General features: G+C 71.2%; 13 protein-coding genes. 8 read left to right on the forward strand and 5 right to left on the reverse strand.

The window, feature by feature from the left end:
- Positions 1–9 precede the first annotated feature (9 nt).
- From ACTXG6_RS28320 to ACTXG6_RS28330, 3 genes are all read left to right on the forward strand, one after another.
- A complete protein-coding gene (locus ACTXG6_RS28320; protein ID WP_445182439.1) occupies positions 10–960 on the forward strand; it encodes a phosphotransferase in 951 nt (316 codons plus the stop codon).
- A 648-nt stretch (positions 961–1,608) separates the two neighbouring features.
- Positions 1,609–2,562: an FAD-dependent oxidoreductase gene (locus ACTXG6_RS28325; protein WP_445182440.1), complete on the forward strand. Its 954-nt coding sequence runs from the start codon at positions 1,609–1,611 to the stop codon at positions 2,560–2,562.
- 69 nt (positions 2,563–2,631) lie between these two features.
- Positions 2,632–3,420, forward strand: coding sequence for an MgtC/SapB family protein (locus ACTXG6_RS28330; RefSeq protein WP_445182441.1), 789 nt, complete (start codon positions 2,632–2,634; stop codon positions 3,418–3,420).
- A 2-nt stretch (positions 3,421–3,422) separates the two neighbouring features.
- Here the strand turns inward: ACTXG6_RS28330 and ACTXG6_RS28335 are convergent, their stop codons facing one another.
- The gene (locus ACTXG6_RS28335; protein ID WP_445182442.1) at positions 3,423–3,722 is read right to left on the reverse strand and encodes a DUF3040 domain-containing protein; all 300 of its coding nucleotides are present in this window, start codon (positions 3,720–3,722) and stop codon (positions 3,423–3,425) included.
- Positions 3,723–3,973: 251 nt separating this feature from the next.
- Between ACTXG6_RS28335 and ACTXG6_RS28340 the strand changes: the two genes are divergently transcribed.
- Positions 3,974–5,017: a right-handed parallel beta-helix repeat-containing protein gene (locus ACTXG6_RS28340; RefSeq protein WP_445182443.1), complete on the forward strand. Its 1,044-nt coding sequence runs from the start codon at positions 3,974–3,976 to the stop codon at positions 5,015–5,017.
- Positions 5,018–5,117: 100 nt separating this feature from the next.
- Here the strand turns inward: ACTXG6_RS28340 and ACTXG6_RS28345 are convergent, their stop codons facing one another.
- From ACTXG6_RS28345 to ACTXG6_RS28355, 3 genes are all read right to left on the reverse strand, one after another.
- Positions 5,118–5,261 carry a hypothetical protein gene (locus tag ACTXG6_RS28345; RefSeq protein ID WP_445182444.1) on the reverse strand — a complete coding sequence of 48 codons (144 nt, stop codon included), beginning with the start codon at positions 5,259–5,261 and terminating at the stop codon, positions 5,118–5,120.
- 6 nt (positions 5,262–5,267) lie between these two features.
- Positions 5,268–6,200: a nucleoside hydrolase gene (locus tag ACTXG6_RS28350; RefSeq protein ID WP_445182445.1), complete on the reverse strand. Its 933-nt coding sequence runs from the start codon at positions 6,198–6,200 to the stop codon at positions 5,268–5,270.
- 115 nt (positions 6,201–6,315) lie between these two features.
- The gene (locus ACTXG6_RS28355; RefSeq protein WP_445182446.1) at positions 6,316–7,251 is read right to left on the reverse strand and encodes a polysaccharide lyase family 7 protein; all 936 of its coding nucleotides are present in this window, start codon (positions 7,249–7,251) and stop codon (positions 6,316–6,318) included.
- A 263-nt stretch (positions 7,252–7,514) separates the two neighbouring features.
- On the opposite strand from ACTXG6_RS28355, the gene ACTXG6_RS28360 reads away from it, so the two are divergent.
- Positions 7,515–8,903 (forward strand): sugar porter family MFS transporter, encoded by a 1,389-nt coding sequence (locus ACTXG6_RS28360; RefSeq protein WP_445182447.1) that lies wholly within the window; start codon positions 7,515–7,517, stop codon positions 8,901–8,903.
- A 401-nt stretch (positions 8,904–9,304) separates the two neighbouring features.
- Here the strand turns inward: ACTXG6_RS28360 and ACTXG6_RS28365 are convergent, their stop codons facing one another.
- A complete protein-coding gene (locus tag ACTXG6_RS28365; protein WP_445182448.1) occupies positions 9,305–11,218 on the reverse strand; it encodes an acyl-CoA dehydrogenase family protein in 1,914 nt (637 codons plus the stop codon).
- A gap of 230 nt (positions 11,219–11,448) precedes the next feature.
- On the opposite strand from ACTXG6_RS28365, the gene ACTXG6_RS28370 reads away from it, so the two are divergent.
- The 3 genes from ACTXG6_RS28370 to ACTXG6_RS28380 are packed head-to-tail and all read left to right on the forward strand — an operon-like array spanning position 11,449 to position 15,039.
- On the forward strand, positions 11,449–12,744 hold the full coding sequence (locus ACTXG6_RS28370) for an acetyl-CoA C-acetyltransferase (protein ID WP_445182449.1): 1,296 nt from the start codon (positions 11,449–11,451) through the stop codon (positions 12,742–12,744).
- A complete protein-coding gene (locus tag ACTXG6_RS28375) occupies positions 12,741–14,111 on the forward strand; it encodes a 3-oxoacyl-ACP reductase (protein WP_445182450.1) in 1,371 nt (456 codons plus the stop codon). Before ACTXG6_RS28370 ends, ACTXG6_RS28375 begins: the two co-directional genes overlap by 4 nt.
- A gap of 1 nt (position 14,112) precedes the next feature.
- A complete protein-coding gene (locus ACTXG6_RS28380) occupies positions 14,113–15,039 on the forward strand; it encodes a MaoC/PaaZ C-terminal domain-containing protein (protein ID WP_445182451.1) in 927 nt (308 codons plus the stop codon).
- Positions 15,040–15,042: the final 3 nt, after the last annotated feature.

Genomic DNA, 15,042 nt, shown 5'->3' on the forward strand with positions numbered 1-15,042 from the left:
GTGACCACGATGGATGCAGCTGGGCGGCCGCTCGGTTCAGCGCGCACCGACGCGGAGCGGGCGGTGGAGAAGGCGCTCGCGGGGCTCGGCGCGTGGTCCGGCCGGCGGATCCACTACGCGCCGGTCTCCGGCGGGCTGCAGAACAACAACTGGCTGCTGACTGTGGAGGGCGCACCGAAGCGGTACATCATGAAGATCCCCGGGGCCGGCAGCGAGGCCTTCATCGACCGGGCGGTCGCCAACCAGGCCGCCCGCCAGGCCAGCGCATTGGGCATCGGCCCCGAGGTGGAGCTGTTCGACCCGACCAGTGGCATCGAGGTGATCGAGTTCCTGGACGAGTACCGCGCCTGCACCAGCGGCGACTTCGCCCAGCTCGAGCTCGCGCACAGCGTCATCGAGCACTACCGCGCGCTGCACTCCGCCGCCCCGCTGAGCCTGACCAAGACGGTGTTCGACATGACCGACGAGCACCTGGCGCAGGTCGAGGAGCTGGGTGTCGCGCTGCCCGAGGACGCCGGGTCGCTGCTCGCCGAGTACGCGACCGCGAAGGCGGCGATGCTGGCGTCCGGGCTGGACCTGGTGCCGTGCCACAACGACCCGATGCCGGGCAACTTCCTGGTCGCCGACGGCCTACCGCTGAAAATGATCGACTTCGAGTTCGCGTCCAACAACGAGCGTGCCTACGAGATCGCCGTGCTCACCACGGAGATGTTCTACACCGAGCGGCAGCTCCTGGAGCTCGTCGAGGCCTACTACGGCTCCGCCGACTGGTCGGTGACCGCCCGGGTCCAGGTCTGCGGGGCGCTCGCCGACGTCAAGTGGGGCCTGTGGGGCTGCATGAACGGCGCGCTGATCACCTCGTGGGACTTCGACTACCCGAAGTACGGCCGGTGGAAGCTGCTGCGGGCCCGGCTGAAGATGGCGGACCCGCGCTGGCCGTTCTGGCTCGCCTCGCTCTAGGCCCGCCGCCGCCGCCCGGCGCGCTGGGGGCTTGCGCCGGGCGGCCGGGCACCGGGCGGCCCGGCGGCGCGGCGCCGGGCGGCCCGGCGCGCAGGGCGGGCCCGGCGCGCGGGGGGCTCGTTACCGAGCTGCACAGGAGGCAGGTCGCGGGCGCCCACAACCTGCCTGGTGTGCAGCTCGGTAACAACAGGCCGCGGTAACAACAGGCCGCGCCCGCAACAACCTGCCTGGTGTGCAGCTCGGTAACAACAGGCCGCGGTAACAACAGGCCGCGCCCGCAACAACCTGCCTGGTGTGCAGCTCGGTAACAACAGGCCGCGGTAACTACAGGCCGCGGCCCGCATCAACCTGCCTGGTGTGCAGCTCGGTAACAACAGGCCGCGGTAACAACAGGCCGCGCCCGCAACAACGTGCCTGGTGTGCAGCTCGGTAACAACGTGCCGCGCCCGCAACAACCTGCCTGGTGTGCAGCTCGGTAACAACGTGCCGCGCCCGCAACAACGTGCCTGGTGTGCAGCTCGGTAACAACGTGCCGCACCCGCAACAACCTGCCTGGTGTGCAGCTCGGTAACAACAGGCCGCGGCAACAACGTGCCGCGCCCGCAACAGGCCGACGCGGCGTCGGCTCGGGGGTGCCAAGCTGACGGAGTGAGCGAGCAGGTGGACGCGGTGGTGGTGGGAGCCGGCATCTCCGGGCTGGCGTCGGCCCTCGCGCTGCAGGCACGGGGGCGGCGGGTGACGATCGTGAGCGAGCGCCCGGCGGTCGCGTCCACGTCGTACCTGGCCGCCGCGGTGTGGTTCCCCACCAGGGCAGGGCCGAGGGAGAAGGTCCTGGCCTGGGGTGCCCGCACCTACACGGCGCTCGCCGAGCAGGCCGCCCAGGGTGTGCCCGGCATCGTGATGCGGGAGAGCCTGATGCTGTTCCGCGAGCCACCCGGCGAGCAGTGGTGGGCCTCGGCGGTCGGCGGGGTGCGCGCCGCGGCACCGGCCGAGCTGCCGCCGGGCTACCGCTACGGGCTGCGCTTCGTGGTGCCCCTGGCCGAGATGCCCAGCTACCTGCCCTGGCTGGTGGCGCGGTTCGAGGCCGGCGGCGGGCGACTGGAGGACCGCCGGGTCGGATCGCTGGCGGAGCTCGATGCCCCGGTGGTGGTCAACTGCTCGGGGCTCGGCGCCCGGGAGCTGGTCGGCGACCTCAGCGTCGTTCCGGTGCGCGGCCAGATCGTCCGGGTGCGCAACCCCGGGCTGCGGATGTCCGTCCGCGACGAGCACCACCCGGGCGGCCGGGCCTACGTCCACCCGCGCGGTCGGGACGCCATCCTGGGCGGCACCCTCGACGAGGGCAGCTGGGACGACCGCGTCGACCCGGCCACCTCACGGGCCATCCTCGAGCGCTGCCGCGACCTGGTCCCCGCCCTGGCCGGCGCCGAGGTGCTCGAGCACATCGTGGGCCTGCGACCGGCCCGCCCGACCGTGCGCCTGGAGCTGGACGCCGACACCGGCGGGGCCACCCGGGTGATCCACAACTACGGGCACGGCGGATCCGGGATCACGCTGTCCTGGGGGTGCGCGGAGGAGGTCGCCGCGCTGGCGACCGCGAGCTGACCGGCATCGGTTCTCTCACTCCCCGGCCCCGGAGCGTTGCCAGCGGGGCGCGCAGGGTAGAGAGGTGCCATGGGATCACTCCTGGGTGAGCCGATCGGCCAGGGCTGGGTTCAGCTGTTCGAGCTGGGCGTCGCGCTGGTGCTGTCCGCGCTGATCGGCCTCGAGCGCGAGCTCCGCCAGAAGAGCGCGGGGCTGCGCACCCACGCCCTGATCGGGTTCAGCTCCGCGCTGATCATGCTGGTGTCGAAGTACGGCTTCACCGATGTGCTCGGCCAGCACGTCACGCTGGACCCGTCCCGGGTCGCCGCGCAGATCGTGTCCGGCATCGGCTTCATCGGCGGCGGCCTGATCTTCGTCAAGCGGGACCTGGTCCGGGGGCTCACCACCGCCGCGGCGGTGTGGCTGACCACCGCCGTGGGCATGGCCGCCGGTGCCGGGCTGCCCATCCTCGCGTTCGCCACCACGGTCGGCTACTTCGCGATCGTGTACGGCTTCACCCCGCTGTCCGCGCGGCTGCGGCGCGACCAACCCCGCTCCCACTTCATCGAGGTCATCTACGAGGACGGCCGGGGACTACTGCGGCAGGTACTGAACGCGTGCACCACGCGGGGCTGGGTGATCGCGCGGCTGACCACCCGGCACCTCGAGTCGTCCATCGGGCTGGGCGAAGCGGACTCGACCCGGCGCAACCGGGCGTCCGAGCGCCAGCGGCGTGACCACAACGCGGTCTCGGTGGTGATCGGGCTGCACGGCTCGGGCGACTACGAGGACCTGGTCGCCGCCCTCACCGAGGTCGACGGGGTGCTCGCGGTCAGCGCAACCACCCCGGACGACGATTCCGACCCCGAGGTCGAGTGATGTCAGGCCTGGTACTGACCGGTCGTCGGCTGTGCCGCCGGGACGGTGAACCGCGCCCGCCGTACCTCCAGCACCAGCACCGCGAACAGCAGCGCCACCATGCCTGAGCCGATCTGGCCGAGCACCAGGCACAGGAGGCCCAACACCGCCGCGACGACGAAGACCACGTCGTGCACCACCCGGGCGACCCGCCCCGGCTCGCCGACCCGGCGATTGGCGAGGAGAGAGGCCAACCCTGGATCGCTCGCCACGAGCGTCTGCTCGATCTCGTGCAGCACCCGCTGCTCCGGTTCGCTCAACATGCGACTGCCTCCCGCGCCGCTCAAAACACACCTAATTCCGGTCTACCACGGCTAGCTTGTGTCGAACAGTCGCCCTGGTCACAGTGGCCTGTGCGCCATAGCACTCGAAAGAGTGAGAGAACTTTCAGCTTTGGGCGCCCCGTCAAATCAGACGTGCCAAAATATTGCGGGGCCGCGGTGTGCATCCGTTGCCGGTCGTCACGCCGCGCGCGCGGCAATAGCGCGGGTAACCGCGTAATCGGAGTGTGTGGATGTCTGCCTTGTCTAGCGCCGGTGACCGCCGGGGCGCTCCGGTGGTCGGGCGCACCCGTCGAGGGCGGCCCCGAGGAGCGGTGGGGCTGCTCGCGGCACTGCTGGCGGCCGGCCTGGTGGTGGCCGGCTGCGGCGCACCGGCGCCCACCGTGCACGCCCCCGCCACGGGCACCAGTCCGGTGCCCGCGACCTCGCCGGACGGCCGGGGGGCGATCCGCCCGCTGCCGGCACCCACCGGATGTACCAGCGTCGCGACCGACGCCGCCAGCCTGGAGGCCGCCACCACGCAGGCACTGCCCGGAGACACGATCTGTGTACAGGGCGTGATCGCGGACAAGCGGCTCGTGATGAAGAACTCGGGCGCCGCCGGCTCTCCCATCAAGATCGTGGGCAACGGACAGAGCACCGTGCACGGCATCACGGTGAACGCCGACTACGTCTCGATCGCCGGCATCAACGCAGTCAATCCGGCTGCCCCGGGTATCTCGCTCACCGGCAGCAACATCACCCTGGAGAACTCGACGTCGATCAGCCCACGCGGCGACGACGGCGACGCGCTGCGGTTCTGGGGCAACAACATCACCATCCGGCACAACACCCTGCGTGACACCAAGAACCTCAACAACGCGCACGCCGACTGCATGCAGACCTTCTCCACCGACGCGGACAGCCCGGCGAGTCAGCACGTCGTGATCGACAGCAATCGCTGCGAGGACATCGACAACACCTGCCTGATCATGGAGGGCCCGCACAGCCTGGCCGGGGACGGCAGCGGGGTCGGTGCCAGCAGCGACATCACCTACATCAACAACTACTGCCAGAACCACGCCAGTGAGGCGCTGCAGATCGACGACGTACAAAACCTGACGATCACCAACAACGACCTTGAAGGCGACAACGACCACGCATTCGCGTTGCAGAATATGAGCACCGGCGCAAAGGTCAGCGGCAACAAACTCAACCCGGCTATTCATTTCGAGGTCGGCATGGACGACTCCTCCGCTCCCGGCTACCAGGGGCCGCCGTCCGGCGGAAATCCGTGATATTCGGCCCCGCAATTCCGGCGATGATTGGGCTCTCGGTGCCGAGGTATGTTTTCACCGGATCGGCTGACCCTCGGTCCGGGGTGGCTCGGGGGGCCTTCTAGGCCGCGGCGGCGGTGTCCGCCGGGTCCGGGGCGCTGCCGAGTTCGGCGGCCGCCGGCCTCGGGATCAGGAACGAGACGCCCAGCGCACCGGCGGGGAACCCGCCGACCGTCCACGATTCCCCACTGTTCGACGCGGTCACCCAGAGCTAACGCATGCGCCGGATAGCGTCCTCGACGGTCTTCCAGAACCGGTCCGCGTCCAGGTCCACCGCCACGTGCGCGTTGGCCGGGCGGCCCAGCTTGTTGTGCAGGTCGACGCTGGTCGCGCCCACCGTCTCCGGGCCGTGCAGCTCGATGTCCAGCCTGGTGTGCACCGTGGTGACGATCTCCGGCACCGCGACCAGGGCGACCGCGACCGGGTCGTGCAGCGGCGGGGCGGCCATCCCCTCCGCCTCCTGATAGCTCGCGCGAAAGAACTTCAGCAGCTCCACCGCGAACGCGGAGGTGGCGTTCCCGACCGCGGCAAGCTGGTCCAGCACCTCCGGGGTGACCAGCGCCAGGTGGGTGACGTTCAGCCCGACCATGCTGAACCGGAGGCCGGCGGCCACCACCACGGCGGCCGCCTCCGGGTCGACCCAGCAGTTGAACTCGGCGTAGGGGGTCACGTTGCCCCGGCCCGTGGAGCCGCCCATCCAGGCGATCTCCTTGATCTTCGTCCGGACCTGGGGGTGGATCCGCAGCAGCAGCGCGATGTTGGTCAGCGGCCCGGTCGCGATCACCACGACCGGCTGGGGTGAGTCGGTCAGCAGGTCGTGCAGCAACTGGACCGCGCCGCGCGGGTCGAGGTCGACGTCCGGCTCGGGCGGCACCGGCCCGTCCAGCGCGCTCGCGCCGTGGATGTCGCCGGCCGTCTGCAGCGTGCGCGTCAGCGGGCTGTCCGCACCGGCGGCGATGGGCACGTCCCGGATGCCGGCGACGGTGCACACGACCTGCGCGTTGCGGGTGGTCTGCGCGAGCTGGCCGTTGCCGCCGACCGTGGTGATGCCGAGCAGGTTCAGGTTCGGGTCGCCGGCGGCCAGCCAGATGGCGAACGCATCGTCATGCCCAGGATCGCAGTCCAAGATCACCGGCACGGCCATCAACGGCACCCCTCATCCACACCCAACGCGGCGTCGGCCGCGGCGCGGCTGATCGAGTCTGACGTTACCTCGCGGGTCGGGGTGGGCGCGCCGGCGGAAACAGCCGCGCGACGGCTCAGCGCACCCGCACCCGCCGCCAGATCAGGTACCCGAGCCCGAGCACCAGGACCGCCGCGACACCGACGGGCAGCCAGGTGGTGAACCAGTCCCAGATCAGGTCCCACTGGGTCACGTGGTGGGTGACCGCGACGCTGTAGACCATCGTCTCGCCGTAGTTGTCCCTGTTGCACGGCGACGAGTCGGCGCAGTTCGCCTGGGTGTAGGCGCCGGCCTTGAAGTAGGCGCCGCGGAAGCGCTCGGCGATGGTCGTCTGCAGCACGCCGTTGTAGTAGGCCTCGATCTTGCCGCCGGCCACCACGTACTTGGCCTCGAACTTCGTGCCCAGGACGTAGTCACTGGTCACGAGCTTGTAGTGGGTGTCGTTTCCGTTGGTGACGTAGAGGTTGCGACCTTCCAGCCGGAACACCGAGATGTCGTCGTCCGCGTCGTGGATCTGGACGCCGACCAATTCCGGCTTGACCGAGGGCAGGTGCACGAAGGCCTCGTCGACCACCATGCTGTGGGTGCCGGCCGTCGAGGACCAGCTCGCGTTGGTCGAACCGTTGTCGGCCATCTCCCGGAGCTCGGACCGGGGGTTCTTCGAGCCCTTGGTGGTCACGCCGTCGACCGGCGCCCGGAACACCACGGCATCGCAGGTGGACGTCGCGTCGAACCACGGCGAGGTGGAGTAGGTGTCCAGATCGGGCTGCAGCACCTCGAGCGGTTTCTTCGGGTCGTTGTCCGGGCCGCTGACCGGGAGCGTGACCTTCCAGTTGGTGAGGTCGAGGATCTCCGCCGGGTCGCCGCAGGTCGAACCGGTCGCGGCGGGCACGGGCGCCACAGCCGGTTGTGTCCCCGGGGCGGCCGCCGCCGCGGCTGCCCCGCCGAGGACGGCGGGGATCGTCACCGCCGCGACGGCCAGAGCCTTCACCAGCAGTCCGGAAATGACCACGGCACGCATCTCCTCACCGGGGTCTCAGCGGCATGTTCTCCCCTGGCAGCCCCATCGGTGGCAACGCGGTGAGGCTAGCCGGCAAGTGATCACGACTGTGCGGCGGCCGACCTAACCGGGATGGCGGCCTAGGTCTTCACATATGTGAACAATAATCAGATTTCTGAATTGTTATCGCCATTTGTCTTGTCCGCCCGGGCGCGGCATGTGACTGTGGGGCCGTCCCCTGGGTGGCCTGGACCACAGAAAGAGGCGCTCGGCAAATGACGCAGACCTCGCCCCTTCGGCGCCAGATCAGCCGGACCACGCTGTACTTCTTCGGCGCGCTCGGCGGCATCCTGTTCGGCTACGACCTCGGCGTCATCTCCGGTGTCCTGCCCTTCATCAGCAAGGTCTGGCAGCTGACCAGCTTCGACAAGGGTGTGATCACGGCCAGCCTCTCGGTCGGGGCCATCGGCGGCGCCCTGGCCTCCACCAGGACGAACGAGCGGCTCGGCCGGCGGCACACGATCATGGTGGCCGCCGTGATCGTGATCATCGGAACGATCGCGGCCACCTTCTCGCCGAGCTTCGGCCTGCTGACCGTGTCCCGGCTGATCATCGGCCTCGGCATCGGACTCTCCTCGTCCACGGTGCCGACCTACCTGTCCGAGCTGGCGCCGGCGCGCTTGCGCGGTGCGATGGGCGCGCTCAACCAGATCTTCATCGTGCTGGGCATCCTGATCGCGTTCCTGGTCAGCTTCGGCCTCGGGCCGTCGGCCAACTGGCGCGCCATGTTCGCCGGCGCTCTGGTCCCGGCGATCGTCCTGCTCCTCGGCCTGGTCGTCCTGCCGGAGACGCCGCGCTGGCTGGTGAAGAACGGCCGCGAGGACGAGGCGCGCTCGGTGCTGATCAGCTCGCACGGCGGCACCGCGGACCTCGACGAGGAGATCGCCACCATTCGCGAGGTCATCCGGCTGGACACCGAGCAGAAGGCCCGCGTCCGCGACCTGTTCGCCCCGTGGGTGCGGCCGATGTTGATCGTGACACTCCTGCTCGCCGTCGGGCAGCAGTTCAGCGGGGTCAACGCGATCAACGCCTACTTCCCGACGATGCTCCTGGCCCTCGGCTTCGCCACCCAGGCCGCGCTGCTGGCCGGGGTAGTGCTGGGGATCACCAAGTTCCTGTTCACCGCGTGGGTGGTCTTCGTGGTCGACCGGTGGGGCCGCAAACCGCTGCTGCTGATCGGCAATGTGATCATGGTGGTGACGCTCACGGCGGCCGGACTGGTCGTGCTCAACGTCCATGACACCGGCACCCGGGGCATCCTGATGCTGGTCATGATGATCTTCTACCTGGTGGGCTACGAGCTCGGCTGGGGCGCGGTCGTCTGGGTGATGATGGCCGAGGTGTTCCCGCTCAGGCTGCGGGCCGCCGGCATGGGGGTCGGCAGCGTCGTGCTGTGGGCCGCGACCGGCATCGTCAGTGCCGTCTTCCCGCTGATCTCAGACGCGAAGTCGCTGGGTGTCGGCGGCTCGATGTTCGTCTTCGCGGGGATCAACGTGGTGCTGTTCGGGTTGACGCTGTGGCTCGTCCCGGAGACCAAGGGCCGCAGCCTGGAGCAGATCGAGCTGGACCTGCGGGCCCGCACCCAGCTCCGCGCGAGCGGCTGAGCGGGTGGGGTGTGGACGGGGGCACCCCACCCATCAGCGCTAGGACGCTCGGCGCGGCGCATGCTCCGCGGCGAGGCGCCCAGCCGGCGCCGTCGGCGGTCACAGTTAGTCACCGATCGGTCGAATCAGGCCGCTGACCTGGGGTTCGGCTACGCCGACATCAGCCTGAAGTCCGGTCTTCATCGAGATTTTCCGGACTCAAGTTGGTCTCGGTGACGATCCTGAGTCCGGGGACGCTCTCGGTTCGACACCTGGCCGGTCCTGTCGGTGACGCGGCGTCACCAAGAGCATTACCGCGGTGTTTGGTGTCCTCCCGGAGGGCGTCCGCCCCCAGTGCGCTCAGCCTCCGGCCGCCGACGAGGTGGCTGCTGGGCATTCCTTCAGAGTCCAGGCCGGAGCACCTACCGCAGGATGACCGCGTCCACCCAGGCGTCCGGGATACCGAACCCGTCCACCAGCGTGTCGGCGTACGGCCGGAGCTCCGCACAGAGCTCGTTGACCGTGGCGGTGACCGCCTTGGCCTGGCCCGCGGTCAGCCGCCCGTGCTCCAGGAACCAACCGCGGTCCGCCTCGACCACGCTCAGCGCGTACAGCGCGCGGACCCGGGTCAGCAGTGCGGTGACCCCGTCGTCGTCGCAGCGGGCCAACCCGGCGGTGAACCCGTCCAGCACCCAGCGGTCCACGTGCGCCGAGGCGGCCGACAAGAGGTGGTCCTGGGCGGCGTTGAACACCGCGAAGGCGTCGGCGTCCGGCTCACCGGCCCGGCGCAGCCGGCGTGCCAGCCCGGCCAGCAGGTGCTCCTCCCGGTCGGCCAACAGCTCGTGGTGCCACTCGGCGTCGTCCGGAGCCGGATCCTTGAACCGCTGCGCGAGGCCGCGCGCGGCGGTCCGCTCCGCGATCGTGTCCACCACCTGCTCGGTGATGAACTTGATCATCCCCAGCGTGTTCAGGTCGCCGACGTGGTCCCGGTACTCGGTGAGTAGCCCCTTGGCGACGAGCTGCAGCAGCACCGTGTTGTCGCCCTCGAACGTGGTGAACACATCGGTGTCGGCCTTGAGCTGCGGCAACAGGTTCTCGACGAGGTAGCCGGCGCCGCCGCACGCCTCCCGGCAGGCCTGGATGGCGTGCGTGGCGTGCCAGGTGGTGACCGCCTTCATGCCGGCGGCGAGCCCCTCCAGCTCACGCTGCGCCGCCTCGTCCCGGGTTCCGCCGGACTGCACCTCGTGCAGCATCCGGACCAGCTCCTCCTGCGCGAAGTGCAGCGCGTAGCTCTTGGCGAGCGCGGGCAGCAGCTTGCGCTGGTGGCTGAGGTAGTCCAGCAGGACGATCTCGCCGTCGCGGCCCGGCGCCTCGAACTGCCGCCGCCGCTGGCCGTAGCGCACCGCGATGGTCAGCGCGGACTGGGTGGCGCTGGCCGCCGAGCCGGCCACGCTGATCCGGCCCCGCACCAGGGTGCCGAGCATGGTGAAGAACCGGGCACTCTCGTTCTCGATCGGACTGGAGTAGGTGCCGTCCGGGGCCACGTCGCCGTACTTGTTGAGCAGCGCCTCGCGGGGCACCCGCACCGAATCGAAGACCAGCCGGCCGTTGTCCACCCCGTTGAGCCCGGCCTTGCGCCCGCAGTCGGAGATCGTCACCCCCGGGCACGGCCGGCCGTCGGCGTCCCGGATCGGCACCAGCAGTGCGTGCACCCCGTGCCCGCCGGCGGGGGTGATCAGCTGCGCGAACACGACCGCCAGCCGGCCGTCGCGTGCCGCGTTGCCGATGTAGTCCTTGCGCGCCGACGGGGTCGGGCTGTGCACCACGAACTCACCGGCCGCCACGTCGTAGGTGGCGGTGGTCTCCGCGGCGGCGACGTTGCTGCCGTGCCCGGTCTCGGTCATCGCGAAGCAGCCCGGCAGTTCGAAGCTCATGATCGCGGGCAGGTACTTCCGGTGGTGCGCGTCGGTGCCGAGCGCCTGCACGGCGCCGCCGAACAGCCCCCACTGCACCCCGGCCTTCACCATCAGCGACAGGTCGGCGTAGGCCAGCATCGAGATCGAGTTCACCGAGCCGCCGATGTCGTCCTCGCCGCCGTGCTCGCTGGTGAAGCCCAGCGCGGTGTGGCCGCTCGCGGCGAGCTCCCGGGCCAGGTCGGTGATGTACGCCCGGTGCTGCTCGGTGGTCCAGTCCGGGTCCGGGTGCAGCCGGCGCTGGCCCAGCTGGGCGCGCACGTCCGCCCGGACCGATGCCCAGCGCCCGTCCAGCAGCGTGCGCAGCGCCTCGCTGTCGACCTTGGCGGGCAGCTCGGACGAAACGGTCGCGGTGCTACTCATGATCCCTCCGATACGAGATCGAGCTGGCCGGCCCTGGCCACGATCCCCGATCAGTTGAACTGTCCCACCAACTGGGTCGGCGCGAAGTCGGCACGGCCGCGGTCTGTGGATCATTGCCGGGATTGGGTACCCCGTAGTGCGGGTGGGTGAACCACTGGTGCGCGGCGTCACGTCGCGCCGCATGCTACCGGCGAGTAGGAATGCGTACACAGGCTCGGAAGGAGATCGGTATGGCGGACAGGTCACGCCGCGCGGAGTCCCGGCGCGCCGCGGTCATCGGCGGCAACCGGATCCCGTTCGGCCGCGCCGGCGGGCACTACGCAAAGGCCTCCAACCAGGACATGCTGACCGTCGCGCTGGACGGGCTGGTGGCCCGCTTCGGGTTGCGCGACGAGCGGCTCGGCGAGGTGGCCGGCGGCGCGGTGCTCAAACACAGCAGGGACCGCGATCTCACCAGGGAGTCCGTGCTGGGTAGCCGGCTCTCCCCCGCCACCCCGGCCTACGACGTGCAGCAGGCCTGCGGCACCGGCCTGGAGACCGTCGTGCTGGTGGCCAACAAGATCGCGCTCGGCCAGATCGAGAGCGGCATCGCCGGCGGGGTGGACTCGGTCAGCGACGCACCGGTCTCGCTGAACGACGAGCTGCGCCGGGTGCTGATGGAGCTCAACCACGCCCGCTCGCTGGGTGACCGGCTGGCCGCACTGGCCAAGCTGCGGCCCGGGCAGATCGTGCCGGACCTGCCGCGCAACGCCGAGCCGAGGACCGGGCTGTCCATGGGCGAGCACGCCGCGATCACCGCCGCCGAGTGGGAGATCGGGCGCGCCGAGCAGGACGAGTTGGCCGTGGCCAGCCACCGGAACCTCGCCGCGGCCTACGACCGGGGCTTCTTCGACGACCTGGTCACCCCCTACCTGGGCCTGTCCAGGGACGCCACGCTGCGCCCGGACGCGAGCGTCGAGGCGATGGCCAAGCTCAAGCCGGTCTTCGGCGGTGCCGGCGGCACCATGACCGCCGGGAACTCGACGCCGCTGTCCGACGGCGCCTCGGCGGTACTGCTGGGCAGCGACGAGTGGGCCCGCGAGCGCGGACTGCCGGTCCTGGCCCACCTGGTGGACGCCGAGACCGCCGCGGTGGACTACGTGCACGGCGGTGAGGGTCTGCTGATGGCGCCGGCGTACGCGGTGCCCAGGATGCTCGCCCGCCAGGGGCTGACGCTGCGGGACTTCGACTTCTACGAGATCCACGAGGCGTTCGCCTCGACCGTGCTGGCGACCCTGGCGGCCTGGGAGGACAAGGCGTTCTGCACCGAGCGTCTCGGGCTCGACGCACCGCTGGGCCCCATCGACCGCACCCGGCTCAACGTCGTCGGCTCGTCGCTGGCCGCCGGCCACCCGTTCGCGGCCACCGGTGGGCGGATCGTGGCCACGCTGGCCAAGCAGCTCGCCGAGAAGGGCTCCGGCCGCGGCCTCATCTCGATCTGCGCGGCCGGCGGGCAGGGCGTGGTAGCCATCCTGGAGGCGCCGTGAGCGACACCGGCAACGCCCGGACCAGCAGCGACTGGTACCGGATGCTGGCAAACGGCCGGATCGGCGGGCCGCTGAGCCGCCAGCTGGGCCTGCCCCGGCCGGCACAGCTGCGCCGGTACCGCCCCGGTCAGTCCCTCACCGACGGACCGGTGCGCCTCGCCACGGCGGGCACCGGCAAGCTCGCCGACCACGTGCTGACGCTGCCGGAGGTCGACCAGGTCGTCGAGCCGGACGCCCGGCTGGGTGCCCTGGTGCTCGACGCCACCGGGCTGGACACGCTGCACGAGCTGTCCGTGGCACAGGAGCTCCTGGGCAGCGGGATCCGCCGGCTGCGGCCGTGCGGGCGGGTGCTGGTGCTGGCCGGCACGCCGGAGCAGGCCGGCGACATCACGGCGGCCGCCGCCCGGCAGGCGCTGGACGGGCTGATCCGGTCGGTCGCCAAGGAGCTGCGCGACGGTGCCACCGCGAACCTGGTGCAGGTGTCCACCGAGGCCGCCCCGGCCGACACCGACTCCACGGTGCGCTTCCTGCTCTCCGCGCGGTCGGCCTACGTGGACGGCCAGGTCGTCCGGGTCGGCGCGGCGGGATCAGCCGGTGGCGCCTCACCGGATACCGACGCGGGCGCCCCGCCGCACGCCGGCCGGGTCGTGGTGGTCACCGGGTCGGCACGGGGCATCGGCGCCGCCATCGCCGAGGTGTTCGCCCGCGACGGCGCGACCGTGGTGTGTCTGGACGTGCCGGCCCAGGGCGAGGCGCTGGCCGCGACCGCGAACCGGATCGGCGGCCTCGCCCTGCAGCTGGACATCACCACCCCGGACGCGGCGGACCGGCTCAGCGAGTACGTCACCGGGCGACTCGGCGGCGTCGACGTCATCGTGCACAACGCCGGCATCACCCGGGACAAGCTGCTGGTCAACATGGACGACGCCCGGTGGAACTCGGTGCTCGCGGTCAACCTGCGCGCCCAGCTGGAGCTCAACGCCGCCCTGCTGGCACCGGAGACTCCGCTACGGACCGGCGGGCGCATCGTCTCGGTGGCCTCCACCAGCGGCATCGCCGGCAACCGGGGCCAGACCAACTACGCGGCCAGCAAGGCCGGCGTCATCGGCATGGTGCGCGCGCTCGCCCCGCGCGCGGCCGGGCAGGGCATCACGGTCAACGCGGTGGCGCCCGGTTTCATCGAGACCGAGATGACCGCCGCGATGCCGTTCGGCACCCGGGAGGCCGGCCGGCGGATCAACAGCCTGCACCAGGGTGGTGAACCGGTGGACGTCGCCGAGACGGTGGCCTGGCTGGCCGAGCCGGGCAGCGGCGGCGTGACCGGCCAGGTCGTGCGGGTGTGCGGCCAGAGTCTGCTGGGGGCCTGACATGTCCGAAACCGGCCGGCGCGGAAGCGACGGACCGACCACCGAGCGCCTCAGCGGGACCCCCCGGCTCGGGCCGAGGTACGCGGTGGCGCTGCTGCCCGGGCGCGGCGGTGGCGGTGTGCTGCCGGACCGCGAGCTCGCGCTGTCCCTGCCGGGGGTCGACACCGATCAGTTGGCGGCCTACTCGCGGGTCTGCGGCTTCGCCGTGGACGGCACCCTGCCGGTGACCTACCCGCAGGTCCTGGCGTTCGGCGCGCAGATCAAGCTGATGACCGGGGCCGGCTTCCCGCTGCGGCTGCCCGGGCTGGTACACGTGCGGCAGCGGATGCGGCTGTACCGGGCGATCGGGGCCGACGAGCCGCTGGAGCTGCGGGTGCGCGCGGAGCGGCTGCGGCCGCACCCGCGCGGCGCCCAGGTGGACCTGGTCGCCGACGTCTCGGTGGACGGCGAACCGGTCTGGCGGGCCCGTAGCGGCTACCTGTCCCGCGGTGCCACGGCCCAGGCGTCCCCGACCGAGCCGGACGAGCCGGAACCGACGGAGGTCACCGCCCCGCTGTCGGCCCGCTGGGACCTCGCCGGCGACACCGGGCGCCGCTACGCCTCGGTCAGCGGCGACGTGAACCCGATCCACCTGCATCCGCTGACCGCGCGGCTGTTCGGCTTCCCCGGCGCCATCGCGCACGGCATGTGGACCGCCGCCCGCTGCCTGTCCACCCTGCAGGGGCGGCTGCCCGAGGCCTACGCGGTCGACGTGGTGTTCCGCGCACCGGTGGTGCTGCCCACCGCGGTGGCGCTGCACACCGCCGTGGGCAGCACCACCGCGGGCAGCACCGCCGCCGACGGCTGGGCGCTGACGCTGCGCTCGGCGGGATCACCGGAGCGGATCCACCTGGTCATGACGGTGAGTGCGACACACCTACACCGGTGACAC

Source organism: Pseudonocardia sp. Cha107L01 (assembly GCF_052566575.1).

What these genes read in the sequence shown, in the direction of transcription:
- ACTXG6_RS28320 (WP_445182439.1), top strand. Translation starts at nt 10, where the DNA reads ATGGATGCAGCTGGGCGGCCGCTCGGTTCAGCGCGCACCGACGCGGAG.
- ACTXG6_RS28330 (WP_445182441.1), top strand. Translation starts at nt 2,632, where the DNA reads ATGGGATCACTCCTGGGTGAGCCGATCGGCCAGGGCTGGGTTCAGCTG.
- ACTXG6_RS28335 (WP_445182442.1), bottom strand. Translation starts at nt 3,722, where the DNA reads ATGTTGAGCGAACCGGAGCAGCGGGTGCTGCACGAGATCGAGCAGACG.
- ACTXG6_RS28340 (WP_445182443.1), top strand. Translation starts at nt 3,974, where the DNA reads ATGTCTGCCTTGTCTAGCGCCGGTGACCGCCGGGGCGCTCCGGTGGTC.
- ACTXG6_RS28350 (WP_445182445.1), bottom strand. Translation starts at nt 6,200, where the DNA reads ATGGCCGTGCCGGTGATCTTGGACTGCGATCCTGGGCATGACGATGCG.
- ACTXG6_RS28360 (WP_445182447.1), top strand. Translation starts at nt 7,515, where the DNA reads ATGACGCAGACCTCGCCCCTTCGGCGCCAGATCAGCCGGACCACGCTG.
- ACTXG6_RS28365 (WP_445182448.1), bottom strand. Translation starts at nt 11,218, where the DNA reads ATGAGTAGCACCGCGACCGTTTCGTCCGAGCTGCCCGCCAAGGTCGAC.
- ACTXG6_RS28370 (WP_445182449.1), top strand. Translation starts at nt 11,449, where the DNA reads ATGGCGGACAGGTCACGCCGCGCGGAGTCCCGGCGCGCCGCGGTCATC.
- ACTXG6_RS28380 (WP_445182451.1), top strand. Translation starts at nt 14,113, where the DNA reads ATGTCCGAAACCGGCCGGCGCGGAAGCGACGGACCGACCACCGAGCGC.